Origin of the sequence: Tateyamaria sp. (genome assembly GCF_039940735.1) — a bacterium.
Lineage (GTDB): Bacteria > Pseudomonadota > Alphaproteobacteria > Rhodobacterales > Rhodobacteraceae > Tateyamaria.
The window spans coordinates 106,542-133,343 of the sequence record NZ_JBDVGB010000061.1 but is presented as its reverse complement, the minus strand read 5'-3'; the positions used below and the strand labels follow the sequence as shown (position 1 = coordinate 133,343).

Annotated in this window: 23 protein-coding genes; 12 read left to right on the top strand and 11 right to left on the bottom strand. The window is 56.1% G+C overall.

Annotated elements, in window-relative coordinates; translation table 11 throughout:
- The 4 genes from ABJF76_RS13730 to ABJF76_RS13715 form a co-directional block, all read right to left on the bottom strand.
- Nucleotides 1-2,560, bottom strand: a 2,560-nt coding sequence (locus ABJF76_RS13730) for an efflux RND transporter permease subunit (RefSeq protein WP_413822591.1), incomplete at its 3' end; no start/stop codon positions are given.
- Nucleotides 2,557-3,681, bottom strand: coding sequence for an efflux RND transporter periplasmic adaptor subunit (locus ABJF76_RS13725; RefSeq protein WP_413819551.1), 1,125 nt, complete (start codon nucleotides 3,679-3,681; stop codon nucleotides 2,557-2,559). The genes ABJF76_RS13725 and ABJF76_RS13730, both read right to left, overlap by 4 nt.
- A gap of 240 nt (nucleotides 3,682-3,921) precedes the next feature.
- Nucleotides 3,922-5,280 carry a cytochrome P450 gene (locus tag ABJF76_RS13720; protein ID WP_413819552.1) on the bottom strand — a complete coding sequence of 453 codons (1,359 nt, stop codon included), beginning with the start codon at nucleotides 5,278-5,280 and terminating at the stop codon, nucleotides 3,922-3,924.
- 18 nt (nucleotides 5,281-5,298) lie between these two features.
- A complete protein-coding gene (locus tag ABJF76_RS13715) occupies nucleotides 5,299-5,793 on the bottom strand; it encodes a DUF2867 domain-containing protein (protein ID WP_413819553.1) in 495 nt (164 codons plus the stop codon).
- Nucleotides 5,794-5,884: 91 nt separating this feature from the next.
- On the opposite strand from ABJF76_RS13715, the gene ABJF76_RS13710 reads away from it, so the two are divergent.
- Nucleotides 5,885-6,715, top strand: a complete 831-nt coding sequence (locus ABJF76_RS13710) for a helix-turn-helix domain-containing protein (RefSeq protein WP_413819554.1) — start codon at nucleotides 5,885-5,887, stop codon at nucleotides 6,713-6,715.
- Nucleotides 6,716-6,945: 230 nt separating this feature from the next.
- Nucleotides 6,946-8,004, top strand: coding sequence for a Hint domain-containing protein (locus tag ABJF76_RS13705; RefSeq protein WP_413819555.1), 1,059 nt, complete (start codon nucleotides 6,946-6,948; stop codon nucleotides 8,002-8,004).
- A gap of 122 nt (nucleotides 8,005-8,126) precedes the next feature.
- Here the strand turns inward: ABJF76_RS13705 and ABJF76_RS13700 are convergent, their stop codons facing one another.
- Nucleotides 8,127-8,690, bottom strand: coding sequence for a TlpA family protein disulfide reductase (locus ABJF76_RS13700; protein WP_413819556.1), 564 nt, complete (start codon nucleotides 8,688-8,690; stop codon nucleotides 8,127-8,129).
- Between the two features lie 26 nt (nucleotides 8,691-8,716).
- On the opposite strand from ABJF76_RS13700, the gene argH reads away from it, so the two are divergent.
- The 6 genes from argH to ABJF76_RS13670 all read left to right on the top strand — a co-directional run bounded on the left by argH (nucleotide 8,717) and on the right by ABJF76_RS13670 (nucleotide 15,903).
- On the top strand, nucleotides 8,717-10,108 hold the full coding sequence (argH, locus tag ABJF76_RS13695) for an argininosuccinate lyase (protein WP_413819557.1): 1,392 nt from the start codon (nucleotides 8,717-8,719) through the stop codon (nucleotides 10,106-10,108).
- Entirely contained in the window at nucleotides 10,105-10,281 is a 177-nt protein-coding gene (locus tag ABJF76_RS13690) for a hypothetical protein (RefSeq protein WP_413819558.1), read from the top strand. Before argH ends, ABJF76_RS13690 begins: the two co-directional genes overlap by 4 nt.
- Before the next feature lie 3 nt (nucleotides 10,282-10,284).
- Complete coding sequence (locus ABJF76_RS13685) at nucleotides 10,285-10,602, top strand: DUF2834 domain-containing protein (protein WP_413819559.1); 318 nt, start codon at nucleotides 10,285-10,287, stop codon at nucleotides 10,600-10,602.
- A gap of 99 nt (nucleotides 10,603-10,701) precedes the next feature.
- Nucleotides 10,702-11,883, top strand: a complete 1,182-nt coding sequence (locus tag ABJF76_RS13680) for a sugar-transfer associated ATP-grasp domain-containing protein (RefSeq protein WP_413819560.1) — start codon at nucleotides 10,702-10,704, stop codon at nucleotides 11,881-11,883.
- Nucleotides 11,884-11,943: 60 nt separating this feature from the next.
- Complete coding sequence (gene lysA, locus ABJF76_RS13675) at nucleotides 11,944-13,209, top strand: diaminopimelate decarboxylase (protein WP_413819561.1); 1,266 nt, start codon at nucleotides 11,944-11,946, stop codon at nucleotides 13,207-13,209.
- Between the two features lie 84 nt (nucleotides 13,210-13,293).
- A complete protein-coding gene (locus ABJF76_RS13670; protein WP_413819562.1) occupies nucleotides 13,294-15,903 on the top strand; it encodes a TIGR02302 family protein in 2,610 nt (869 codons plus the stop codon).
- 16 nt (nucleotides 15,904-15,919) lie between these two features.
- On the opposite strand, the gene ABJF76_RS13665 is transcribed toward ABJF76_RS13670, so the two are convergent.
- Nucleotides 15,920-16,729, bottom strand: a complete 810-nt coding sequence (locus ABJF76_RS13665; protein ID WP_413819563.1) for a zinc-ribbon domain-containing protein — start codon at nucleotides 16,727-16,729, stop codon at nucleotides 15,920-15,922.
- Between the two features lie 145 nt (nucleotides 16,730-16,874).
- Between ABJF76_RS13665 and ABJF76_RS13660 the strand changes: the two genes are divergently transcribed.
- The 4 genes from ABJF76_RS13660 to ABJF76_RS13645 are packed head-to-tail and all read left to right on the top strand — an operon-like array spanning nucleotide 16,875 to nucleotide 19,765.
- On the top strand, nucleotides 16,875-17,552 hold the full coding sequence (locus ABJF76_RS13660) for a cell division ATP-binding protein FtsE (RefSeq protein WP_413819564.1): 678 nt from the start codon (nucleotides 16,875-16,877) through the stop codon (nucleotides 17,550-17,552).
- On the top strand, nucleotides 17,549-18,454 hold the full coding sequence (locus ABJF76_RS13655) for a cell division protein FtsX (protein WP_413819565.1): 906 nt from the start codon (nucleotides 17,549-17,551) through the stop codon (nucleotides 18,452-18,454). Before ABJF76_RS13660 ends, ABJF76_RS13655 begins: the two co-directional genes overlap by 4 nt.
- On the top strand, nucleotides 18,451-19,179 hold the full coding sequence (locus ABJF76_RS13650) for a lysophospholipid acyltransferase family protein (RefSeq protein WP_413819566.1): 729 nt from the start codon (nucleotides 18,451-18,453) through the stop codon (nucleotides 19,177-19,179). The genes ABJF76_RS13655 and ABJF76_RS13650 overlap by 4 nt, the downstream gene beginning before the upstream one ends.
- A complete protein-coding gene (locus tag ABJF76_RS13645; RefSeq protein WP_413819567.1) occupies nucleotides 19,163-19,765 on the top strand; it encodes a pyridoxamine 5'-phosphate oxidase family protein in 603 nt (200 codons plus the stop codon). Before ABJF76_RS13650 ends, ABJF76_RS13645 begins: the two co-directional genes overlap by 17 nt.
- 35 nt (nucleotides 19,766-19,800) lie before the next feature.
- Here the strand turns inward: ABJF76_RS13645 and lpdA are convergent, their stop codons facing one another.
- The 5 genes from lpdA to ABJF76_RS13620 form a co-directional block, all read right to left on the bottom strand.
- Nucleotides 19,801-21,189 carry a dihydrolipoyl dehydrogenase gene (gene lpdA / locus ABJF76_RS13640; RefSeq protein WP_413819568.1) on the bottom strand — a complete coding sequence of 463 codons (1,389 nt, stop codon included), beginning with the start codon at nucleotides 21,187-21,189 and terminating at the stop codon, nucleotides 19,801-19,803.
- Between the two features lie 76 nt (nucleotides 21,190-21,265).
- Nucleotides 21,266-21,676: an MAPEG family protein gene (locus ABJF76_RS13635; protein WP_413819569.1), complete on the bottom strand. Its 411-nt coding sequence runs from the start codon at nucleotides 21,674-21,676 to the stop codon at nucleotides 21,266-21,268.
- Nucleotides 21,673-22,338: a hypothetical protein gene (locus ABJF76_RS13630; RefSeq protein WP_413819570.1), complete on the bottom strand. Its 666-nt coding sequence runs from the start codon at nucleotides 22,336-22,338 to the stop codon at nucleotides 21,673-21,675. Before ABJF76_RS13630 ends, ABJF76_RS13635 begins: the two co-directional genes overlap by 4 nt.
- A 9-nt stretch (nucleotides 22,339-22,347) precedes the next feature.
- Nucleotides 22,348-23,826: a 2-oxoglutarate dehydrogenase complex dihydrolipoyllysine-residue succinyltransferase gene (gene odhB / locus ABJF76_RS13625; protein WP_413819571.1), complete on the bottom strand. Its 1,479-nt coding sequence runs from the start codon at nucleotides 23,824-23,826 to the stop codon at nucleotides 22,348-22,350.
- Nucleotides 23,827-23,830: 4 nt separating this feature from the next.
- A complete protein-coding gene (locus ABJF76_RS13620) occupies nucleotides 23,831-26,794 on the bottom strand; it encodes a 2-oxoglutarate dehydrogenase E1 component (protein ID WP_413819572.1) in 2,964 nt (987 codons plus the stop codon).
- Nucleotides 26,795-26,802: the final 8 nt, after the last annotated feature.

Below are 26,802 nucleotides of genomic sequence, written 5' to 3'. Positions count from 1 at the left end.
TATACATCGCTTGGGTGCTGTCGTTCAGCGTTGCGGCTTCGCCCGTGAATGTCAGACCGATACCATCAGGAAGCACCTCTGCCCCTAACGCGCTGGCCGTGGCAATTGCATCGGACAGGCTCACGCCGTCGCCAAGGTTGGCTTGCAACGCAACCGACAACGCCCCGCCAAGACGGGAAACCTGAGCATCGCTGACAACTGTATCCAACGTCGCGACTGACGATAATGGGACATAGGACCCGTCATCCAATCGGATTGAAATCGATGAAATGTCGGACGGATCATCGATTGCTGGGCCACCCGGCACGACGTTCACGTCAACTTCGGTATCATTTTCAAAGACGCTGACCGCGACGTTGCCGCGCACCAATGTGCTGATCAAGCTGGTCACAGACGTCGGTGCAAGGCCCATGTCGCGCGCGGCGGCTTGATCTACGCTGACTTGTAATTCTGCGCTGACGGGGGCCGATGAAAGCTGTGGGTTCACGAATGCCGGATCGTCAGACATCGCCGCAACCAAGGTTTCTGCGGCGGCGGTCAGATCCTCAAGGTTATTGCCAGTCACCGCAAGCCCAAGGCCGCTGCCACCGCCGCGTATGTTCAGGCTGTTGGAGGACCGCGCACTGACCTGCACACCGGGAATGGCGGCAAGTTGTCGGCTTAGCTTTGCAACCAATTCGGCTTGCGAAAAGTCACGGCTCTGCCAATCTGGCAGCCGCACAATGATCAGCGCGCTTGTACCGCCGCCGATGCCCACGATGCTTTGGATCGTTTCGATTTCGCCGCTTCGACGATAGGGCGCAAGGATTTTTTCGGCCATGACCACTTGCGTATCTATGTAATCCACAGTCGTATCTGACGCTCCACGCGCCTGCACAACAAAGAAACCGCGATCTTCGGTCGGGGTCACGCTGGAGGGCAGGGTGAGGGCAACGCTGATCGCATAGATCACAATGGCACCCGCGATCGACAAGACCAAAACCGGCGTGCGAATGGACCAGTCCATCACCGCATCAAAACCACGCGCCAAGATCCCTTGGGGCGCGGTATCCGTGGCAGATGATGCTTTGGACTTTCCGGGATCGAGCAAGGCCGATAGCACCGGTGCAAGAGTTAAGGCCGTGATCGATGACAGCGTGACCGCAAAGGCCAAAACGAACCCGAATTCGGAAAATACGCCGCCCGCCTGACCCGGCAAAAATGAGATCGGAATAAATACGGCTGCGAGCGTGGCTGTCGTTGAGATGACGGCAAAGAACACCTCGTTTGTGCCTGCTGCTGCGGCGGCAAAAGCCCCCATGCCTTCGCTGCGTTTGCGCACGATGTTTTCGACAACAACAATAGCGTCATCAACCACCATGCCCGTTGCCAAAACCAGGGCCAACAGGCTGATGGTGTTCACGGAAAAGCCGGTCATCCAAATGGCGGCCAAGGTGCCGATGAGGGCGACAGGGATGGTGACGGCCGGGATCAAGGTGGCGCGAGGGGATCGCAAAAACAGAAAAATCACGGCGATCACAATTGCCGTTGCCAGCAAGATGGAGTTCACGACCTCTTGGATCGACCCTTCGATGAAAATGCCGTCGTCTGAGGCGATGATCAGTTCCACACCCTCGGGCATTTGTTGCCGTAGTTCTTCAACGGCGACATTCACGGCTTGCGAGATTTCTAACGTGTTTCCAACGGATTGCCGCGTGATGTCCAAACTGATGGCGGCCTGTCCGTTCACGCGCGAAAAGACCGACGCCTCTTCGGGCAACAGCTGAACCAAGGCTACATCAGCCACTTGGGTCGTGTTATCGATTTGAAGTCCTTCAATGGTTTCGACCGTGACTTCTTGATTGGCAACGCTCAGGGCCAAAGTTTGGTTTGTCCCTTCCAGTGACCCAAGGGCGGTATCATCGCGCAACGCAGCCAGTGCGGCGCTGACGTCAAACACGGTCAAGCCACGGCTAAGCAACGATGGCATGTCCAATCGTACTTGAAATTCATTCGCGCGACTGCCCTGCACGGTGACCTCGGCGATGCCGTCGATGGTTGAAAGCCGTTCATGGATTGTGCTTTCGGCGATCTGGGTCAGTTCGTCAAAACTGGCGTCCCCCAACAATGCAAGCCGGATAATCGCATCGGAATTGCTGTCACTTTTTGAAACAGTGGGCTCTTCGGCCGCATCGGGCAAAGACCGCGTGGTGGCCGATACGATTTCACGGGCTTCGTTGGCGGCCACATCCACATCCGTCCCGTCAGACAGATCAATGGTGATCCGGCTGGACCCCGAACTGGAGGTGGATTCCATGAACGCTAACCCCTCAAGGCCACTTAGCGCGTCTTCGAGGGGTTGCGTGATCTCGCTATCGACGGTGGCGGGCACGGCGCCTTCGTAACTGGTGCTTACCGACAGAACGGGGCGGTCAACATCGGGCATTTCGCGGACATCAATACTGCCGAGGGCCGCCAGACCTGCAATAATAATCAACAAGTTCAGGACAAGGCCAAGGATAGGCCGCCCCACAAAAAGACCGGCCAAACCTGTCTTTTGCAATGTGCGTTCGACACTCATCTTTCGGCACCTGTGGCGCTTGCGGCATCGGTTACAGCGGTGCCTGCGCGCAATTTCGCGGCCCCCTCGGTGATGATGGTCGCGCCCAGCGGTACATCGGTTTCCACCCAAACGCGCGTGCCGTTGCGATAGCGGATGGCCACGGGGGTCGGTGATGCAACCCCGTCTTCGACCGTCCAGATATTTGCGCCCCCTCGGTTCCATGTGATCGCTGTGGCGGGCACAACCGGAAGCGGTTCAGTTTTTTCGAGGATGCGGACAGAAAAGGTCATGCCAGCAATCAACGCGCCGTCCGGGTTGTCGATTTGCGCGCGTACCGTTGCACTGCGAGAGGTGGGATCAAGCGCTGTATCAAAGGCCGTGATCGTTCCGTCAAACACGCGCCCCGCATAGGTGGGCGTGCCGATCTGAACCGGTTTTCCGGCCTCAAGCAGCGCGATCGAGCGTTCGGGCACTTCAAATTCTGCAACGATAACGCTGGAATCGTTGATTGTGACAATGGTATCGCCAACGCTTAGGTAGGTGCCGACATGCAGATCGCTTAGGCCAAGCGTGCCTGCGATTGGGGCTTTAATCGTGCGTTCGTCCAATGCGTCCTGCGCAAGGTCGACGCTTATCTTGGCCAGCTGCAAAGCGACTTCGGTTTCAACGAAAATGATGTCTGTGATTGTCGAGTTGCCGTTGTTGCGCAACGTTTCGTAGCGATCAAACAAGTCCTGTGCTTGCTGGTGTTCGGCTTTGGCAGCAACCAATGCAAGCTGTTCTGCCCGGTCGTCCAACTGCAAAAGAACGTCCTTGGTCGCGACCTGAGTGTTTGCGTCAATCGAAACATCGGTGATTTCACCGGCCACGCTCGATACAACTTCGACACTGCGCAACGTCGTTGCCGTTCCAATGGTGCTTAAGACCAAATTGTAAGCTCTTGCCGACAAAGGTGCCGTGACGACGATGGTTTCCTGCGCTCCTCTTTCTGGGCGTGCACCGCGGTCCGGGGTCTGTTGCCTGGCGTCAGCGACGTCTAAGCCAACCGCCAATTTCACCGTTTCCGGCACCCCAAAAGAGAAAAAATACGCAGCGCAAAGAATGCCACCAGACGCGAGGAGGATGAGGAGATGTCGCAAAGATCGTTCCTTTATCAGTCAGATGGCCGCAAAAAAACGGTTCTATTTGGGAACTATACGCGCAAGCACCAAGAATCCGTCGCGTAAAGAAGCATCGTGGAAGTTTTCACATTCCAAGTCTGCGTTGCGTTGTAAACTGGTTTTGTTGTTGAAAGCGCTGAATGGTGGCCGTCATCCTTTCCTATGACGGAGCTATCTTATGGTCTGTGGGGGCGTGCGCCGAAGGGCCGCGTTATTTCGTTAAATTGCTTGGGCCACAACTTTGAAGGATGCAGGCACGAGGAATGGTTGTTGCAACGTCTTTGGCAGGCCGTCTTGTTGGGGCAGTATTCTGTGACCCAAAAGAAGCCCAGACAGCGTGGCGGCAAGTTGTTGGGTTGCCATGCCTTGCGCCACACAGTTGCGGGGGCCGTGCCCAAACGGCGCATAGCTGGTTGAACGCGAAACGGTTGTGTTCAAAAATCGATGTGGGTCAAAAGCATCGGGGTCAGGGAAAACCTGCGCATCGTGATGCATGTTGTAAAATGAATTAAAGACATAAGTCCCTTTCGGAAGGGTATGGCCTGCCAATTCAACATTCTGGTTCAGGATTCTGGGCTGGTTTGCGGGTGCGGGTGGGCGCAAACGCAAGATTTCAGCGATGGTCGCCTGCAAAAGCGCACAAGAATTAAGGGCATTTGCCCCCAAATCCGTCGCGGCGATCTCTTGTCTGATCTGATCCTGAAGCGGAACATCTTGGGACACGTAGGCCAAAACCCAAGCGACTGCGGCGGCAATGTTATCTTGCGCACCTAACAACAAGCCGACCAGTATTGTGCGCATTTCATTATCGCTTGAGGTGACGAAATCGCCGTTTACATAGTGCGCCATCAGACCATCATTGGGTTTATTTGATGATCGCAGTTCTGTAATGGCAGCGTCCACGATCGAAAACGCATCTTTCTTGCGACGGCTTAGGTTTTTGCGCCAAGGCGCGAGCATCCAGTTGGGTCGCGCAAAAAGATGCGCAGATTCAGTATTGAACCGCGCGCCTGCGGCTTGGCTGAAAGCGATTTGCGCATCTGCTTCTTCCATCGAAATGGCGCGCCCCAGAATACCACGGCTTGAAGTCAGGGCGGCAAGTTTGCGCGATATCGTCAGACCGTCTTGCGGCGTTTTATCGAGTGTTTTGGCAAATTTGCGCACGACATCGACTTGGCCCGCGCAAGAGGCCTCGATGATCTGTCGCGAAAACAGGCTGTTTGCTTCTTTGCGCTTGGTGCGCCACGTCTCTCCGTGCTCGGTCGCGACACTGCGCCCGGCCGCATAAAGAAAGGTCTGAACCTGAGAGGGCGATTTTTCCAAAGCGTCGGTATGGCGGACGTATAATTCGCGGTTCATCCGCGCATCGCTGATAAAGGCGAAATTCATCAACCCACCCATCACGCGCCAATGCACAAGAGGGCCGTAACGCGTTTGAATGCCTGCTAAGGTTCCAACGTAATCTTGTGGCAGTGTCTTAAGGAGTTGACGAAACGACAGGTGAAATGCCGACCCAGTTATGACGGTAAAGGTTGCTTTTGGTTGATTGGTTTGGGCGATTGGCTCAGATGAGTTCATGTGCATCAATCCTTTGGTTTATTGCGCGTCATTAAGGGTCGAACGGACGATCATTTTATGAAACGGGGTCACCACCGCGATGTAGGCGCGCCCAAACACGTTGTGGCGTGTCACAAGGGTCGTAAGGCGCAGCGTATGGGTTTGATCGCGTTTACTCCGCTCTAATAGAAGGCGGAAGTCGAGGTGCTTGTCGTCCATCCCCAAGACAATGCTGTCTTTGTTTTGGTGTAAAACCGGAAAGATTGCGACCATGTCACTGGGGTCCTTCACGTCTTTCAGGCCATCAGGTTTCAGTCCAAATGGAACAACCAACATATTGCGCAAAGCCAAAAGGGCGCGGGCCCAGCGTGGCATCGTCCCAACGACTTGCTGAGCAAGAGATTTCATATCCGCGGTGCTGTCGCAGTTTTCGATTTCAAAGGCGTCTGCCCAATTTGCGCTGGGCAATGCTGCGTTTGGTAGATCAGGTTTTATTTCCATAGCTTTGGCTGGCTGAAGTGTCTGTACCGGCATCGTGCGGACCTTTCGCAGTTTGGTTCGAAACTAGCACACCGCGAACCGCGACTATAGAACGAAGGCGTCAATTGTCTGAGGTGACATTATTATGCCAAGCAAATCCCAGTTGGTGCTGCCACCAAAACACCTTGCAAGCTGTATCGCCGGGTGCATCGTACGCGACACACGGGCGGTTGATCTATCGGATGAGGAACGGCTGAATTATTTCCCCGGAACACCGCTTTTCACGGCCACAGTGACGTTGGAAGGGCAGATACATCTTGGCGACGCAATTGCTTCGGTTGCGGAACTTCGTGCGCGGCCGGCGGTTGCCAAACGCGTTTTCCACGCTCCAAAAACCATGCCCCATACCAGTTGGAATCCCGGCCCGCTTCACGCGTTGACCATCGCGTTCTTTCCTGATGCGTGGCAACGTCTTGGTGGCAATTTACAAGGAAAGCCTTCAGCACGCATCTTGCCCGCAATCGACGAGCTCGAAAAAGGGGAACTGGCGACGGCTTGGCCACGGTTCTGGGACAAGATGTCTGAGGTATGGGCCCAAAGCAAAAGCACGAATGGTCTAACGGATTGGGCGGGTTCGCACCGGATTAAGGACTGGGCTTTTCATCTGTTTGGCCAAGTCTCGCAGACGGGTGCTGGCCGGGGCCTGCGATCAACACAGCGTCGCTTATTGCGTTGGACTGGGCAAAACAGAAAGGCACTGACGTTTTTTGCAAAGGTTGAAGAAGTGCATCGGTTGAGCATTTCCGATTCAAAGGCCACAGCTGCGGACCTTGCCGCGCAAGCAGGCTTTGCAGATCAGTCCCATATGGGACGGGCGTTGAAACGCGCAACTGGGTTTGCACCCGCGGCGTTGAATCGAAAAATCGCAACGGAAGAAGCCTTTTGGTGTTATCGGCTTTTGGGGGATCGGTTCTAGGTATTAAGATGCGAAAACAACGCAGGGTTGGGGGCTCATGTAACGGCCATTCCGCCATGCGTTCAGTCGCGTTTGTGAATGACGTGTTCAGGTGCTGCGTCAATCTATGTTTCGGTCGCATCAAGACAATCGTGCAACACACTGGAATCTGACACAATTCCGGACTTCTCAGGCGGCATTCGTTTTGTTAGCCTTCAAGCAATAAAAAAAGACAGGCAGGCATATAGGTAATGAAGACGGGCTTTCTGGGCACGTTTGTCATCTCCTGGTCGCAAACAGAAGTAGACGGTCTTGAAGCCGCTCCGTTGCCAAATTTGGCGGTGGGTGCAGCTTGGGCATGGCGTGGGGACGTTGTGCGTGTGGATGGACCGAGCGATGTTTTGCGTTTGGACAAGGCAGACGGAAGAGAAGCGATGCGGCATCGCGCAGCGCATATGGTACGACGTCTTGTGGGCGCGGCTGTTGAAAATACTCCGCTGACGAGCAACGATGATGATGCATTGATGACGGACAACAGTTTTGTGGTCACGGATGGCGGCAAAAGCTACACGGTCACACTGATTGACGTGCAACCGGGTACGCCGCCTTTGCTGATGTTCGTCAATGACATCCCACCACGCAACACCGATCTTTGGGTGGTGCATCACACATTAAACACTGCCCCCGGAGACGGAATGGGCGAAGGGTCGGGCGGGGTGATCTGCTTTACGCCGGGGACGTGGATTGACACACCTGACGGGCCGCGTCGGATCGAAGAATTGTGCGAAGGTGACAAGGTATCGACCAAAGACAACGGTCCTCAGGATATTCAATGGATTGGCAGCCGCCGTATGAGCGGCGCACGACTGTTTGCCATGCCGCGTCTACGCCCTGTGCGCATTGCAACAGGGGCCTTGGGTGTCGAACGGCCTGAACAAGAACTGTTGGTGTCGCCAGAACATAGAATGCTGATTGATGGGCCGGTGGCGCGTGAGTTGTTTAATGCGCATGAAGTGTTGGTAGCGGCCAAAGACTTGGTTAATGGCACGACGGTATCAGTGGATGTGGACGTTCGGGCGGTGACTTACGTGCATCTGCTGTTACCGCGCCACGAGGTCTTGCGGGCCAATGGGGTCGAGACCGAAAGCTTCCATCCAGCGAACACGGCGCTATCTACTTTGGATGACGAGGACCGGGTGCGCCTTTTGGACAAACTGCCGGGGCTTGAGTTTAATCCACATATTTATGGCACATATGCGCGGCGCAATCTCAGCGCGAGCGAGGCAGCCATTATGCGTCACGCCGCGTAACGCGGTGCGGAGTTTTGAAAAAATTCCGCGACGTTTTCCGAATTCGGAAAACGCGCCCTCTCGCGAATGGAACATCGCTGTTTCGGACGTTCCCGGGATGCCTTGGGCAGAAACAGAAATGGTTAACTGTTTGCGCCAATAAGCTCCGCGATGATCGCTTTGGCGCTTTCGCTACTCCAGTCCGCGTCGCCACGCATGCGTGCAACTTCTTTGCCCGTGGGATCTAGAATCACAGTGATTGGAAGCCCGAACACGCCCATCTGTGCCGCCAATTGCTGTTTCGGATCTTGGTGGCGTGGCAGATTTGCAATCTCGGTTTCGTCAAAGAACTTCGAAATCGCAGCCGGTGAATTGCGTCCCGTCGCGATGGTCAGGACTTCAAAAGCATCGCCGCCAAATTCCGTTTGCAGTTCGGACAGCATTGGCATTTCGTGACGGCAAGGTGCGCACCACGTGGCCCAGAAGTTCAACAGCACGTGTTTGCCTTCGAAATCGGCTAGCGTGGCCGTGCCTTCTCCATCGGCCAATTCGAATTCGGCTTTGCTGGTCGCTTCGGGCGTGTCATGAAAGATCAGCTTACGCATGTCGCCTTCGCGCAAAGCGGCTGCGGCGGTTGTATCGGCTTGGGCGGGAATTGCACCCATGCTCAGGGCGATGTAGAGGGCAGCAACAACGATTTTTTTCATCTTCTATCCTTAAGGTAGCCAAAGCCATGACCGATAAATCCGCGAACGCAATGTGGGGTGGGCGCTTTGCCGCCGGGCCAGATGCGATCATGGAGGCAATTAATGCCTCGATCGGGTTTGACCAGCGTATGGCGTCTCAGGACATCGCAGGGTCGCGTGCTCATGCCGCTATGTTGGGCGCCACAGGCATCCTGACAGATACGGATGTTAAGGCGATACGGGAAGGCCTGCTCACGGTCTTGTCAGAGATTGAAACCGGAACGTTCCAATTTTCCACCGCTTTGGAAGACATCCACATGAATGTGGAGGCCCGCCTGAAGGATCTGATCGGTGAACCAGCAGGGCGTTTGCACACGGGCCGTTCGCGCAACGATCAGGTGGCGACCGACTTTAAACTGTGGGTCCGCGACCAGTTTGATGCCGCGGAGGGTGCGCTTTTGTCTTTGATCAACGCGTTGCTGGGACAGGCCGAAGCGGGCGCCGATTGGGTTATGCCCGGCTTTACTCACCTGCAAACGGCACAACCGGTCACGTGGGGGCATCATATGATGGCCTATGTTGAAATGTTTGGTCGCGATCTGTCCCGGGTGCGCGATGCGCGTAAACGCATGAACGAATCTCCTTTGGGCGCAGCGGCCCTTGCCGGTACCAGCTTTCCGATTGATCGTCAGATGACGGCCGAAGCTTTGGGCTTTGACCGTCCGTCCGCCAATTCGTTGGATGCCGTGAGTGATCGCGACTTTGCGCTCGATTTTCTAAGCACGGCGAGCATTTGCGCCATGCACTTGTCTCGCTTTGCCGAAGAATTGGTGATCTGGTCCTCGGCGCAGTTCCGGTTTGTAACCCTGTCGGATCGGTTTTCCACGGGGTCCAGCATCATGCCGCAGAAAAAGAACCCCGATGCGGCTGAACTGATCCGTGCCAAGGTTGGCCGCATTTATGGTGCGAACACTGCGTTGATGATGGTGATGAAGGGGCTGCCATTGGCCTATTCCAAGGACATGCAGGAAGACAAAGAACAAGTCTTTGATGCGGCGGACAATTGGATGCTGGCATTGGCTGCGATGGACGGAATGGTCCGCGACATGAGCGCGAACCGTGAAAGCCTTGCTGCCGCCGCTGGGTCCGGATTTTCGACCGCTACTGATTTGGCGGATTGGCTTGTGCGTGTGTTGGGCCTGCCTTTTCGCGATGCCCACCATATCACGGGATCGCTTGTTGCCATGGCCGAAGCCAAGGGCTGTGACTTGCCTGATTTGACCCTTGATCAGATGAAATCCGCTCATGACGGTATCACTGCCGATGTGTTTGACGTTTTGGGCGTGAAAAATTCTGTCGCGTCGCGTACATCTTATGGGGGGACTGCGCCGGATCAGGTGCGGGCTCAGGTCACCCGTTGGAGAGAAATATTGTCATGAAACCTATCGTTTGCCTGATCGCCCTGTTTGGCCTTGCTGCGTGCGGCATCGACGGGGAACCTGTGCGACCAACCGCGAACCTTGGCATCAACATTGGATCAGGTGGCATATCAACGGGCGCAACAGTTGGCGTATCCCAAGGACCGCTGCGCGTTGGCGTCGGAATTTTCTGACCTATGGCACCGATCCGCATGATCTATCTGACCCTCGCCATTTGGGGGGCCGTGCACCCGATGATCTATTTCATCCGGTGGTTCAACGAAAATGGCTACGACATCTTGGCGATGGTGGATGCCTGGCACGTCAATAACGCCGCCAGCGGGTTGGTTTGGGATTTGACCATTGCCGCAATTGCTCTGACCGTTTGGATCATATCCGAGGTCTCTGTCCGGCGGAATTGGCTGGCGTTGATCGCGATTCCTGCAACCTTCGGTATCGGCGTCAGCTGCGGTTTGCCGCTGTACTTATTTCTGCGTTCGCGCCCCGTTACCTAAAATTTTTGCCATTTGCGAAACAATCGCGCCCAATTGTTGCCATTTTTGCGGCTTAGCCTGTCGAGCAAGCATTTAAGGCAGCAGACGCGGGACAAATTGATGACAGATACAGGCATTTCGGCACCCAATGGGGCTCTTTTGAACGCACCGGACATGGTCAAACAAGCGTTAGCGCCGATGATCGTGCAGGTCGCAAAAACCTTTGGTGTTAGCCCCTTGCGCCAAATGCGCGAGATTTTTTCCATGCGCCGACGCGTGCAGAAACTAAGCGGGTCAGAATACTATGCGCTGCGCCTATTTGACCCCGCTAAAAGCACCGCAGACAAACGCGCCTTTCTTGGGCAAGCAGGCGGAAACGCGATCAACACAGCGATGAACCCGCCCATGGCGGTGCCGTCGTGCGCCTTTGTGGGCAACAAATTGCTGTACACGCAATTGCTGGCACAGCTTGGCATTGCGACAGCGCAAACCCAAGCTTTAGTGAGTGCCTTTCGCGATGCAGGCCAACTGCCCGTCTTGCGCGATGCGGCTGCCGTGTCGGACTTTCTGCGCAATGCGGCGGTCTATCCGTTGTTTGGCAAACCACAACATGGCTCCCTCTCCGAAGGGTCGGTGCGCATCGAGGCATGCGACGGCAATACCTTGCGTCTTGGCAATGGTACGACGCAGGACGTTGACGCTTTTGGGGCCGAGGTCATGGACCGGTACGCTGGAGGTTTCTTGTTTCAGACAGCATTGAGCCCAGATGCGCAAATGGCAGACATCGCAGGCCCAGCGATTGGTTGCGTGCGGGTCGTCACCGTGAATGACGGCAGCGGGCCAAAACCCGCCTATGCGGTTTGGAAAATGCCAGCACCTGCGGCCATGTCTGACAACTTTTGGCAAGAAGGCAGCCTGTTGGCGCATCTTGACCTGAGCACAGGCAAGGTTTTGACCTGCTTGCGTGGCACAGGCCTAAAGGCCGAAGCGTTGGACACACATCCGGTATCGAATGTGCCAGTTGTCGGAGCGATGCTGCCACACTGGGCTGAAACGGTGCAAATTGCCGTAGATGCGCACGCAGTTTTCCCCGAATTTGGCATATGCGGTTTTGACATCGCAGTTACCGGTGAAGGGCCCAAGATATTAGAATGTAATGATAACCCTTCGCATAGCTTGTACCAAATGGCCGCCGACAGGGGGCTCATGAACGATGACTTGGCACCCCTATGGGACGCAGTTTCGGTCAGTCAGAAAAAACAGGTGGCCCGACTTAAGGCTGAGGCCAAGAAAGCGCGTTAACCACGCCCTGCGCGAATGACCAATTGATCTGTCCCGCGTGCCCCGATAAAGGCGCTTGGTATGGATCATTTTCTTTACCGCGACGGCGCGCTTTACGCCGAGGATGTCGCTGTAGCCGAAATTGCGGCTGCGGTTGGTACGCCGTTTTATGTCTATTCCACAGCGACTTTGCTGCGTCACTTTCAGGTTCTGGATGACGCACTTGCGGGGATGGATCACCTGATCTGTTACGCGATGAAAGCGGCAAGCAATCAGGCAATCCTCAAGACTTTGGCGCAGGCGGGGGCTGGCATGGATGTGGTCTCGGGCGGCGAATATATGCGCGCCAAGGCTGCGGGCGTGCCGGGCGATCGCATCGTGTTTTCCGGCGTTGGCAAGACGGTCGATGAAATCCGATTGGCGCTAACCGGCGGCATTCGTCAGTTCAACGTCGAATCCGAACCCGAAATGGAGGTGCTGAACCGCATCGCGGGCGAGGTGGGCGTGACCGCGCCCATCACCATCCGTGTGAACCCGGATGTCGATGCCAAGACGCATGCCAAAATTGCCACTGGCAAATCCGAAAACAAGTTCGGCATTCCGATTGCACGCGCACGCGAGGTCTATGCCATGGCGGCGGCCATGGATCATTTGGAAATCATCGGTATCGATGTGCACATCGGCTCGCAACTGACGGATTTAGCACCGTTCGAATTGGCCTACCAAAAGGTGGCTGAGCTAACGGAAATCCTGCGCGCCGACGGTCATACGATTTCTCGTCTTGATCTGGGCGGTGGCCTTGGCATTCCGTACGCGCGCAGCAACGAAACCCCACCGCTGCCTGCCGACTATGGTGCGATGGTAAAGCGGACTGTGGGCCATTTGGGCTGCGAGATCGAAATTGAACCGGGTCGCCTGATTGCCGGGAATGCGGGCTGCATGATCAGCGAAGTGATTTATGTCAAATCCGGCGAGGGGCGTGATTTCCTAATCCTGGACGGCGCAATGAACGATCTGATCCGCCCTGCCATGTACGAGGCGCACCATGATATCGTTCCGGTGATTGAACCGACGCCCGGCGCTGAACAGGTGCCCTATGACATTGTTGGCCCGGTTTGCGAATCTGGTGACACATTTGCCAAACAACGCATGATGCCACCTTTGGCCGCTGGGGACCTTGTCGCGTTCCGCTCTGCGGGCGCATACGGCGCGGTTATGAGCAGCGAATACAACACAAGACCCCTAATTCCAGAGGTTTTGGTGCATGGTGATCAATACGCGGTGATCCGCCAACGTCCGACCTTTGAAGAAATGATAAATCGCGATACGATCCCAGAATGGCTTTAAGCGCGCTGGTTTTGTGCGTCTAAAAGTCTAAGTTAGGTTTCAGGCGCACCCAAGCGCCGCGGCACCGACAAGGGACGCAATTATATGGCCAGTTTTTCTAAACACGACGTGCGCCGCGGGCTAAGCGCTTTGCGCTGGCCGTTGTTTTGGACCCGCGCGGGCATGTATGCAGAAATGCTGTGGCGCGCGATTTGGCCGCTTGCCACGGTGGTGCTGTTGATTCTGGCTGTGCTGATGCTGGGCCTGCAAGACAGTGTGCTGGTCGAGGTCGTCTGGGTTGGGGCCGTCGTTGCCGTTCTGGCCGTGCTGGCAACGCTATTTTATGCGATCAAGCGTTTCACAATTCCGTCGCGGGCCGCGGCTTTTGTGCGTTTGGATGAAACGCTGCCCGGTCGCCCAATCCAAGCGTTGATGGACACGCAAGCTGTCGGCGACATGGACGCCGCATCGACAGCCGTGTGGCGCGCGCACCAAGCCCGTATGGCTGAACGCGCGGCAACCGCCCAAGCTGTGCCTGCCGATTTGCGCATTGCGCGCCGTGATCCATATGCGCTGCGTTATGTGGCGGCGCTGCTTTTTGGTGTGGCGCTGATCTTTGGTTCGATCCTGCGGATTGGGTCGGTGGCTGACATGACGCCGGGCGCAGGCGATGGCCTTGCAGCGGGCCCTGTCTGGGAAGGTTGGGCTGAAAGCCCGCGTTATACTGGGCGACCGACGATTTATTTGAACGACATCGCCGATGGCACGTTGGATGTGCCGGCCGGCAGTTTGATCACTTTGCGCCTTTACGGTGAAGTTGGTGCGTTAAGCGTGACTGAAACAGTGTCAGGGCGTGCAAGCGATCCGGCGACGGTGTCCAATCCCGAACAAGATTTTACCGTGATAAACTCGGGCGATATTGCGATTGCTGGCCCCGGTGGGCGCACATGGGCGATCGCTGTGATACCGGACAACGCGCCAACGGTCGCAGTGCTGGATGATCCGGAATCGGACGCTTTGGGCGAGATGTCTTTACCGTTTGCCGCGACGGATGATTACGGTGTCGAAGCAGGAGAGGCGCGTTTCGTACTTGATTTGCCAATGGTTGACCGCCGTCACGGCCTGACGATTGCACCTGATTCACGTCCTGAAATTGCCGTTGCCTTGCCGATGCCGATTGCCGGGGATCGTTCTGATTTTGAAGAGGTCCTGATTGAGGATTTCTCAGAACACCCATGGGCCAATCTGCCAGTACGGGTGGTTTTGAACGCGTTGGACGCGTCCGAACAGCAGGCCGAATCCGAACCACGCCAGATCATCCTGCCCGGTCGTCGGTTTTTTGACCCCTTGGCAGCGGCAGTGATCGAACAGCGCCGTGATTTGTTGTGGTCCAAAGGTAACGCCAAACGGGTCAGTCAGATTATGCGTGCCGTAGCGCACTTACCCGACGATGTGTTCCGCAAGGAAGTCGACCAATTGCGCATGCGCCGTATTTTCAAACGGCTTGAAACACTGGCCAGCTATGGCCTTACAGACGACCAACAGACCCAGATTGCGCGCGATATGTGGGATTTTGCGCTGGGCCTCGAAGAGGGTGATCTATCGGGTGCGCTGGAACGTTTGCGCCAGGCTCAAGAACGTTTGAACCAAGCAATGCGCGACGGTGCCAGCCAAGCAGAGATCGAAGAACTGATGCGCGATCTGCGCCGTGCCACCGAAGATTATATGCAGCAATTGTCTCGTCAGGCGCAGCAGGAAAATCAAGAAGGCCAAGACGGGCAACAGCAAAACAGCCAGAACCAAATGCAGATGAATCAAGACGATCTGCAACGCATGATGGATCGCATCCAAGAGCTGATGGAACAAGGGCGCATGGCCGAAGCCGAGCAAGCCTTGCAGGAATTGCAGGAAATGCTGGAAAACATGCGCGTGACCCAAGGCGAAGGCGGCGAAGGCGGCCAGTCGCCCGGCGAACAGGCGATGGAAGGCCTTGCAGAGACATTGCGCGAACAGCAGGGGCTGAGCGATCAGGCGTTCCGTGACTTGCAGGAACAGTTCAATCCCGGTGCGCAGGCTGGTCAAAGCCAAGGCAACGAAGGCAGCAATGGCGGTCAAGGTCAGGGCGAACAGCATGACCAAGGCGGCACAGGTCAGGGTGAACAAAGCGAAGGCCAACAAGGCGGCGAAGGCGAACAACAAGGCGAAGGTCAGGGGCAGGGTCAAGAGTCGCTGGCCGATCGCCAGCAAGCGTTGCGCGATGAATTGAACCGCCAACAAGGGAATCTGCCCGGTGCAGGCACACCCGAAGGGGATGCGGCGCGTGATGCGCTGGATCGTGCAGGGCGGGCGATGGACAACGCCGAAGATGCGCTGCGTCAGGACGACTTTGCTGGTGCCATCGACAACCAGTCCCAAGCAATGGAAGCACTGCGTGAAAGCATGCGTTCATTGGGCGAAGCCATGCAACAAGAGGCGCAGGGCGGCGAACAAGGTCAGGGAACGTCCGAAAGTGACCGCCGCGCCGATGCGCGTGACCCATTGGGTCGTGATCCGGGATCAAACGGATCAGTTGGCACCGAAGAAGGGCTGTTGCAGGGCGAAGATGTCTATCGCCGGGCGCGTGATTTGTTGGACGAAATTCGCCGCCGCTCAGGGGATGGGGAACGCCCGGATGTCGAGTTGGAATATCTCAAGCGGCTGTTGGATCGGTTCTGATCCAAAGCGCGCTTGGTTAACCTTCCTGCGCCGTTGCGATGGCATCTAGCCATGTCAAAAGGTTCGTTACCTTTCCGTCCAGCCACAAACGCATGGCATCAACCTTGGCGACATATCCGCTGAGATAAGGATCAACTTGCGGTACAGCCTGCGCGATTTGAGGCGCAAAAATATAGATCGCCAAAAGGATCAAGACCAACACAAACACAAGCATAAAGCCAAGCCGGAACCTGGACCTGCTTGGTTTGGGGGCTGGCATGTCTGCGCCATCGGATGCTTCGACCCCGTCGCCGATTTGGCGGTCGCTGGTTGAGCGCAGGGTTGAGTTAATTTCTTCGATGTCGGGTAACAGATCGCGGCGCGATCCGATGGCGGCCGCGACCGCCGTCGCATCGCCTGCGGTTTCGCTTGGGTCTTCACCACGTATCCGAGCCGTGCGTTCTTGGGCCTCGCGGGCGCGGCGTTCTGCATCGCCTTCGCCGCTTTCCAACCCCAGTTCGGGTTGGCTTTCCAAGCCTTCGCTGGCGCGGGCTTTGGATTCCAAGTCCGCCTCTTGACGCAGAATATCGGTGACGGACGCGTCTAACGCGCGCCGTTGCGGTTCAGCATCGGTGGCGACGCGTTCTTCGTCTGGTGCCGGCGAATCAACAGAAACCGCCGAATCTTGCGGCAGTTCAGGTGTGGGTTCCACCTCAGGTATATGATCGGGGTGGTATTGAAACCATGTTTTCCCACAATTTGAACATTGAACATCACGCCCATCACGGGGAATGACATCAGCCGTCACTTCGTATTGCGCGTCGCAATTGGGACAAATCAGCCGCATCTTGGGTCCTGCTTACCTCTTGAGTTCGACCCTATGTTGTAGTGCGCACGCATAAAAGACATAAGTGCGGTCAAGTTCATCAAGCTTGTGAATTGAAACAAGCATGATGCTGAGGCACAACAGGTGTGTGCAGTCGGGGGCAGGCGTGATTGAGCTGGAAAATGTAGCCTATAGTTACGGTGGAGGCGAACTTTTGTCGGATATTTCCGTCAAATTGGCCGCCGGATCATTCCACTTCCTGACAGGGCCGTCAGGTGCAGGTAAAACGACACTGCTAAAGTTGTGCTATGGTGCCTTGTTGCCAACAGCTGGCTATGTTCGCCTGTTTCAAACCGATGTACGTTCGCTTGCGCGTGATGATGTAGCATTGGTGCGCCGCAAAATCGGTGTCGTGCATCAGAATGTTCAATTCCTTGATCATCTACCCGTGAGCGACAATATTGCGTTGCCACTGACGGTGTCTGGTCGTCACGCCGAAGCCGCAGGCCCTGATTTGGGAGAATTGATGGGTTGGGTTGGCCTGATCAACCGTGCAGATGCGTTGCCGCCAGAGCTGTCAGGGGGCGAACGCCAACGCGCGGCCTTAGCGCGTGCGGTGATTATGTCACCTGATGTGGTGCTGGCGGATGAACCAACTGGGAACATCGATTGGGAAATGTCCCAGCGTATTTTGACCTTGTTGGTTGAATTGAACCGCATGGGCAAAACAGTGCTGATCGCGACCCATGACTTGAGCTTGATTCGCGCAGCCAAAGCGCAGGTTCAGGCGCGTGTTTTGCGCATTTCGAACCGACGCGTGCAACTGGCAGGGGCTGATCTGTGAAGTTTGACCTGAAGACGTTGCGCGCCCTTATCGCTGGTGACCGCCATGCGGACCGGGTTGTCCCGCCTTCTGGTTTCACGGCGCAATTGACGTTGTTTGCATCGGGCGCGATGGCGTTTCTTGCGGTATTTGCACTGGCGTTGTCGCTGGCCAGTGGCCGATTAGCCGACCGCTGGGGGGATGAATTGGCGCGCACGGCGACCATTCGCATTGTGGCCCCGCAAGATCAGCGTGCTGAACAAACCTCTGCCGCCCTTGCCGTGTTGCAAACTACACCGGGTATCGAAAGCGCGCGCGCGCTAAGTGACGATGAACAGCAGGCTTTGCTTGCCCCGTGGTTCGGGCAAGATTTGCCGCTTGATAACTTGCCGGTACCGCGGTTGATCGAGATCGTATCACAAGATCAAGGTTTTGACCCAACGGGCCTAAGATTGCGCCTTGCCGCTGAAGTGCCGGGCGCTGTGCTGGATGACCACAGCCGGTGGCGTGCGCCATTGGTGTCAGCGGCCAATCGATTGCGTCTTTTGGGTTGGGGATCCGCATTGCTGATCCTTGGGGCTGTGGCGGCGATGGTGACATTGGCTGCCAATGCGGCCCTATCTGCCAATGCGCAGGTGGTGGCAGTTCTGCGCCTTGTGGGGGCAACGGATCGATATATTGCGCAGGCCTTTGTACGCCGTTTTACCATTCGTGCGCTCATAGGGTCGGCGGGTGGTGTGGTCATTGGGTTGATTGCGGTTTGGCTTATTCCGTCGGGCGGGGACGCGCCGGGTATTTTGACTGGTATCGGCTTTCAGGGCGCGGGCTGGTTGGTGCCCCTCACACTTCCGTTTATTTCAGCAATGGTTGCGTTGTTGGCGACGGCCTATGCGGCCAGCCGCGCTTTACGGAGTTTGTCATGATCCAAACTATTCGATCTTATCTGTTTATCGTGCAGATGTATGTGATGATGTTGGTCATTGGCCTCGCGTTTTTTCCCTATGCGCTGTTCAAAAAAGAAGGCGCGCGGCTGTGTTGCAAAACCTTCAGCCGCTACGTCTTTTGGACGATGGGATGGATGGTCGGTATCCGCCATGAAGTGCGCGGCGAAGTGCCCGAAGGCGAAGTGCTGATCGCGGCCAAGCATCAGTCATTTCTAGATATTATGATGATTTTTACCGCGCTGCCCAAGGCAAAGTTCATCATGAAACGCGACATTCTGTGGACGCCAATTATTGGCTTTTATGCCAAACGGCTAGAGTGCGTTCCCGTCATTCGCGGTAAACGCGGAGCTGCCATTGGCAAGATGGTCGCGGATGTTCAGGCTGGACGGATCGATCCGGGACAATTGGTGATCTATTCGCAAGGCACGCGCGTCGCGCCGGGGGCCAAGGTGCCTTACAAAGTAGGCACAGGCGTTCTTTATGAACAGTTGAACCAACCTTGTGTGCCTGTGGCGACCAACGTTGGTGTCTTCTGGCCGCGCAAGGGCATGTTGCGCAGACCGGGGCTGGCTGTGGTCGAATTTTTGCCCGCCATCGCGCCGGGCATGGAACGCAACGCGTTTTTAGCGCAACTCGAACAAGTGGTCGAAGAACGTTCAGACGCGTTGATGAGCGAAGGGGGCTTTGATGGAGTTCATAACTGACATTCCAGCGCTTGAGACACTGTATCCAGAAGCTGTGCCGGCAGCGATCCGAAAAGTCGCTGTGCACCTGACACCACTTTACCAACGTTGGATCGAAGGCGCGCGGTTCTGCATTCTAAGCACAGTTGGCCCGGATGGTGTCCACGGTTCACCGCGCGGCGATGACGGGCCTGTGGTGCGTGTCATGGGGCCAAATCTGCTTGCGATGCCTGATTGGCGTGGCAACAACCGTTTGGATTGTCTGCGCGATATTGTGGCGGACGGGCGCGCGGCAGTTATCTTTATGGTGCCGGGCAGCAATACGACTGTGCGCGTGAACGGCACGGCGCGGTTGACGGATGATGCCGACCTTCGTCAAAGTTTTGCCAAAGGAAGCAAGCAGCCTGCGACGGTTATTTTGCTGGAGATTCAAGAGGTCTATACCCAGTGTGCCAAGGCGCTTTTGCGGTCAGGCCTGTGGCAACGCGACGATTCCGCAGGGTTGCCGACGGTGGGCGAGATTTTGGCCGATATGTCGAATGGCCAGTATGGTGGCGCGGAATATGACCGCACCTATGTGGAAAAAGCAAAACCTCGGATGTGGTGAACCGGGGGGCTGGCCCCCCGATTCAATTATATGATTTAGCTGTGGATAGCGCCGACACCACAGGCCAAGGCGGCTTCGCGCACCGCTTCGGAATAGGTGGGGTGGGCATGGCAGGTCATCGCCAGATCTTCGGCTGAGGCACCAAATTCCATCGCCACGCAGACCTCATGGATCAGATCGCCAGCTGCTGGGCCGATGATGTGCGCGCCCAAGATGCGATCTGTGTTCGCGTCGGCAAGGATTTTGACAAACCCCTCGCCAGCAAAAACCGCCTTGGCACGGCCATTGCCCATAAAACTGAATTTACCAACCTTAAAGGTTTTGCCAGCAGCCTTCAGGGTTTCCTCAGTCTCGCCGACATTGGCGACTTCGGGGTGGGTATAAATCACGCCGGGGATCACGCCATAGTTCACGTGGCCATGTTTGCCCGCGATCGTGTCGGCAACGGCGACGCCTTCGTCTTCGGCCTTGTGGGCCAGCATCGGCCCTTCGATCACGTCGCCAATGGCATAGACGCCGGGCACGTTGGTTTGCCAGTGCGCATCCACCGCGATTTGCCCGCGCTTGGTCATTACAACGCCAAGGCTTTCAAGGCCCAGCCCATGTGTAAACGGTTTGCGCCCAGTCGCGACGAGCACAACATCGGCGTCAACGGTGTGTTCGCTGTCGTCTTTGCGCAATTTGTACGTGACTTTGGCCTTGGTCTTGGTCGCGTCGACAGATTGTACCGCGGCGCCCATGGTAAAGGTCAGGCCCTGTTTGGTCAGCAGTTTCTGGAACTGACGTTGAACTTCGCCGTCCATGCCGGGGGTGATGGCATCCAAGAATTCAATCACTTCGACTTCAGCGCCAAGGCGGGCATAAACAGACCCCAATTCAAGCCCGATCACGCCGGCACCGATCACAATCATTTTCTTGGGCACTTTGCCAAGCGTCAGCGCACCAGTTGAGGTCACAACGGTTTTCTCGTCGACTTCGACGCCGGGCAGGCTGGAAGGCTCAGAACCAGAGGCGATGATGATCGACTTGGCCTCGTGGATGTCATCACCGACTTGGACCTTGCCCGCTTCGGGGATGCTGCCCCAACCCTTGAGCCAGTCGATTTTGTTCTTTTTCATCAAGAATTCCACGCCCTTGGTGTTCTGGGCGATGGTGTCATCCTTGTAGGATAGCATTTGTTTCCAATCCACGGACGGGCTTTTGCCCTTAAGACCCATGGCAGAAAAGTTGTGTTCCGCCTCGTGCAGCATATGGCTGGCATGCAACAACGCCTTGCTGGGGATACAACCGACGTTCAGGCAAGTACCGCCCAATGTGTCGCGCCCTTCGACGATAGCGGTTTTGAGGCCGCGTTGCGCGCATCGGATCGCGCAAACATAGCCGCCGGGGCCGGAGCCGATGATGATCACGTCGTAAGAAGCCATTTTCGTTGGTCCTTTGTTTTTGGTTTGGGAGGGGGGCGCTGCCCCCGGACCCACGGGATTTTCTAGAACAGAGAAGTTATAAGAACGTCGCGATCAGCATAGCGGTGGTGGCTGCGAAACCGACGATCCAAATGTAGGTTCGCCACGGAGTCCACCCAAAGGCATAGGCCGGGACGTAGGCGATGCGGGCGATCAGGTAGGCATAGGCGCATATGGCGGTGACGGTGGTGGATTTGTCGGCCAGTGTCACCACAACGCAGGCGATTGTGAACAGGATCAGCCCTTCGAAGTGGTTGTTCATGGCGCGGTAACGGCGGGCCGTGCGGGTGCTGAGCATGTCCTCCATGCTGCCGCCAAGGCGGTCACGGTCGCGCGAGGACAGTGTTTTGCCATGGCCAAGTTCGAGGTTGGCGGGGATCGCCATGAGGGCGAATTGGACGACTTGGAGAAGGGCCGCGAGGGTGAGGGCGGTGAGTTCGGGGGTCATTGGCTTTCCAGACCCAAATCTTTGATCCGACGTTTCGGTAAAACAAACGCACCATTTTGCGGTGAAAGTTCTGTAAGGCTTTGCACCAACGAAGATTCCAAGCGTTCTGCTGTTGCAAGCCATATCGGCCATTTCTTCAATAAACCTTCTTTCTGGTGATGATAGTCTCGCCGACAGAGACTGGCAGCATCTCTGAGTTTGCGGCAGAGGGAAACTAAATCATCAGTTAGGCGCGGATATTGATGCAATGGCAGGTTCGCCTCTCGCGCAGACGTTTCAATTGTTACTTGGAAGCATCCCAGATCGTTTTCGACATAGCTTGCTAGAACATCGATTGCGGCTGCGAAACAATCTCTTTCCTTTACCAGATCAGCAGTCTTCTTCTTTCTTGTGACAGACTTAGAAATCTTGTCGATGGATTGTTGCCCACCAATTCTCAGAGCACAGCAATGACCAGCCAGAGCAATTGAACCTGAGTCGAGTTCCACAAAGTATCCTCTATTGTGTGCCTGCCGTTGTTGGCAAAATGCACAACGAACACTTTTCTCCGAGATGTACCCGTCTAAAAGGCGTACCGGATTTTCCAATGCGCCAATAACGGCGACGACCCCTTCAACTTTGTCGGGGTCGACAATTAATTCAGATGCGAGTTCTGTTTCCATCAAAGGCCTTTACAAATCCATCAACAACCGCCGTGGATCCTCAAGCGCCTCTTTGACCCGCACAAGGAACGTTACCGCCCCTTTGCCATCCACGATCCGGTGGTCATAGGACAGGGCGAGATACATCATTGGACGGATCACGACCTGACCGCCAATCGCCATCGGGCGATCTTGGATTTTGTGCATGCCAAGGATGCCGGACTGCGGTGGGTTCAGGATCGGCGAAGACATGAGCGAGCCGTAGACGCCGCCGTTTGAAATGGTGAACGTGCCGCCTTGCATTTCGGCCATGCTCAGCTTGCCGTCGCGTGCGCGCGCGCCTTTTTCGGCGATGGCTTTTTCGATGTCTGCAAAACCCATGCCATCCGCGTCGCGGATCACAGGCACCACAAGGCCCGTGGGCGTGCCAGCGGCGATGCCCATGTGGACAAAGTTCTTGTAAACGATGTCGGTGCCATCAATTTCGGCGTTTACCTCAGGCACTTCGCGCAGGGCATGCACACAGGCCTTGGTAAAGAAAGACATAAAGCCCAGTTTGACGCCGTGTTTCTTGAGGAACAGGTCTTTGTATTCGTTGCGCAGGGCCATCACCTCGGTCATGTCGACCTCGTTATAGGTGGTGAGCATGGCGGCGGTGTTCTGGCTGTCCTTGAGGCGGCGCGCGATGGTCTGGCGCAGGCGGGTCATTTTGACCCGTTCTTCGCGGGCGGCGTCACCGGCTGCAACGGGTGCGCGAGGTGCTGCTGCGGGCGCTGGCACAGATGCGGCGGCTGCAACGGCTTTGGCGACGTCGTCTTTCATTGCGCGGCCATCGCGGCCCGTACCTGTGACGGCATCGCGGCTGATCCCGGCTTCGGCCATGGCTTTCTTGGCGGCAGGGGCGTCTTCGACGTCTTTGCCAGAGGCGGCAGGTGCCGCGGCAGCTTTGGGGGCCGATGCGACCGCGCCGGAGGGCGAAATCACCGCCAGTTTCGCGGTGGCATCGACTGTTGTGCCTTCGGCGGCAGTGATTTCGGCCAGTACGCCTGCGGCGGGGCTGGGGACTTCGACGCTGACTTTGTCGGTTTCCAACTCGCAAAGCATTTCGTCTTGGGCGACGGTGTCACCGACGGCTTTGAACCATGTGCTGACTGTTGCTTCGGTTACGGATTCGCCCAAAGTTGGGACCATCACGTCAACAGATTCTCCGCCAGCAGGTGCTGCGCTTTCAGCAGGTGCATCTGCTTTTGGTGCGGCTGTTGCACCTGCGGCACCTTCGGAAATCGTGGCCAAAAGGGCATCGACGCCGACGGTTTCGCCTTCGGCAGCGATGATGTCGCCAAGGGTGCCTGCCACGGGGCTGGGCACTTCGACGGTGACTTTGTCGGTTTCCAGTTCACACAGCATTTCGTCAACAGCGATGCTGTCGCCGGGTTTCTTGAACCATGTGGCGACGGTGGCTTCGGTGACGCTTTCGCCCAATGTTGGGACGCGGACTTCGGTTGTCATTGGATTATTTCCCTTTGATGGTCAGCGCTTCGTCGACGAGAGCGGCTTGTTGGGCTTTGTGATTGCTGGCCAAACCCGTCGCGGGCGAGGCAGATGTGGTGCGGCCGGCGTAAACGGGGCGCGTGTGCTTGGCTTTGATACGACCAAGCACCCATTCAAGGTTGGGTTCGATAAAGGTCCAGGCCCCTTGGTTTTTGGGTTCTTCCTGACACCAAACCATTTCGGCCTTTTTAAAGCGTTCCAGTTCTTTCACGGCGGATTGCGCAGGGAACGGATAGAATTGTTCGAAGCGCATTAGGTACACATCATCAATGCCGCGCGCATCGCGTTCTTCGAGCAGATCGTAGTAGACCTTGCCCGAACACATCACCACGCGTTTGATTTTGTCATCAGCCACCAACTTGGTGTCCGAATTGCCGTGCTGCGCGTCGTCCCACATGATCCGGTGAAACGAACTGCCGGTTTGGAATTCTTCGGCGCGTGATACTGCCAACTTGTGACGCAACAGCGACTTCGGCGTCATCAAGATCAGTGGTTTGCGGAAATCACGGTGGATTTGGCGACGCAAGATGTGGAAATAGTTGGCCGGTGTCGTGCAATTGGCAACGATCCAGTTGTCTTGCCCACACATTTGCAAGAACCGTTCCAAACGGGCCGAAGAGTGTTCGGGCCCTTGCCCTTCGTAACCGTGTGGCAGCAGCACGACGAGGCCGGACATACGCAGCCACTTGCTTTCACCCGAACTGATGAACTGGTCGAACATGATCTGCGCGCCGTTGGCAAAATCGCCAAACTGCGCTTCCCACAGGGTCAGGGCGTTTGGTTCGGCTAAGGAATAGCCATATTCAAAGCCGAGAACCGCATATTCAGATAGCATCGAGTCGATGACTTCGTACTGCGCTTGCCCTGTTTTCACGTTGTTGAGGGGGTAGTAACGTTCTTCGGTTTCCTGGTTGACCAGTCCAGAATGGCGTTGGCTAAATGTGCCGCGCGTGCTGTCTTGGCCTGCTAAGCGCACAGGGAACCCTTCGGTGAGCAATGAGCCGAAAGCCATGGCTTCACCAGTGGCCCAATCGATGCCCGCCCCGCTTTCAAACATCTTGGCCTTGGCATCAAGCAAGCGTTCGACTGTCTTATGCAAAGGCACGCCGTTTGGCGCTGTTGAAAGCGCCTTTCCGACCTCATCAAAGGTTTCTTGGGGGATTGCAGTCTTACCGCGCTGGTATTTCTGTTCTTTCGCACGATCGATATGTGACCACTTGCCATCCAGCCAATCGGCTTTGTTGGGGCGGTACTCTTTACCGGCCTCAAATTCCGTGTTCAGCTTGGACTGAAACGCGGCTTTCATATCCTCGATCTCGCCCTCTGGGATCAGGCCGTCTTTGACCAGCCGTTCGGTATAGAGCGTGAGGGTTGTCTTTTGTTTCTTGATCTTTTTGTACATCACCGGGTTGGTGAACATGGGCTCGTCGCCCTCGTTGTGTCCAAAACGACGATAGCAGAAGATGTCGATGACCACGTCTTTGTGGAATTTTTGGCGGAATTCGGTCGCGACTTTAGCGGCGTGTGTCACGGCCTCCGGATCGTCGCCGTTGACGTGGAAAATCGGGGCCTCAACAACCAGCGCGTTGTCGGTGGGGTAGGGGCTTGAGCGCGAGAAGTGCGGCGCAGTGGTGAACCCGATTTGGTTGTTCACCACGATATGCATGGTTCCACCGGCGCGGTGCCCACGCAGACCCGACAGCGCAAAACACTCAGCCACAACGCCTTGGCCCGCAAAGGCAGCATCACCGTGTAGCAAGATAGGCATCGCACTTGTGCGGTCATGGTCGTTGTTTTGATCTTGTTTGGCGCGGACTTTGCCCAAGACCACCGGGTTCACAGCCTCAAGGTGAGACGGGTTGGCGGTCAACGACAGGTGCACGGAATTGCCGTCAAATTCGCGATCCGAACTGGCCCCGAGGTGGTATTTTACATCGCCTGAACCATCGACATCTTCTGGTTTGAAGGAACCGCCTTGAAATTCGTTAAAAATCGCGCGGTAGGGTTTTTGCATTACGTTGGCGAGCACGGACAGACGTCCACGGTGCGGCATGCCGATCACGATATCACGTACACCCAGTGCGCCACCTCGTTTGATGATCTGTTCCATGGCAGGGATCAGGGATTCGCCACCATCCAGGCCAAAGCGTTTCGTACCCATGTATTTGACGTGCAGGAATTTTTCGAAACCTTCGGCTTCGACCATTTTGTTCAGGATCGCTTTGCGCCCCTCGCGGGAGAATTGGATTTCCTTGCCCAACCCTTCGATGCGTTCTTTCAGCCAACCGGCTTCTTCTGGGTCGGAAATGTGCATGTATTGCAACGCGAAGGTGCCGCAATAGGTGCGTTTCACGATATCGATGATTTCGCGCATCGTCGCGATATCAAGGCCCAGCACTTTGTCGATAAAAATCGGGCGATCCATGTCGGCGTCGGTAAAGCCGTATGATTTTGGATCAAGTTCCGGGTGTGGTTCGGTGCTGCGCATGCCCAATGGGTCAAGGTCGGCGACCAAGTGGCCCCGGATACGGTAGGCGCGGATGATCATCAGTGCCCGGATACTATCCAGTACAGCGCGTTTGATTTGATCGTTGCTGAGTTCGACTCCGGTTTCGGACGCCTTTGCTTTGATCTTGTCGCCGGCGCCTTTGACTTCGGCGGGGGCGGCCCATTCGCCGGTTAAGGCTTGGGTCAGATCATCGCCCGGCATCGGCGGCCAATCGGTGCGTGCCCAGCTTGGGCCCTCCGCCTCGCGTTTTACCGATAATTCTTCATCGCCCATTGCCTTAAAGAAGGCCTGCCACGCATCGTCGACCGCATTTGGATCGTTGGCATAGCGGGCGTACATCTGTTCCAGATATTCCGCATTGTGCCCCTGCATGAAGGAGGAAGCGTGGAATTGGTCGTTTGGGGATTGGTCAGTCATTTCGCGTT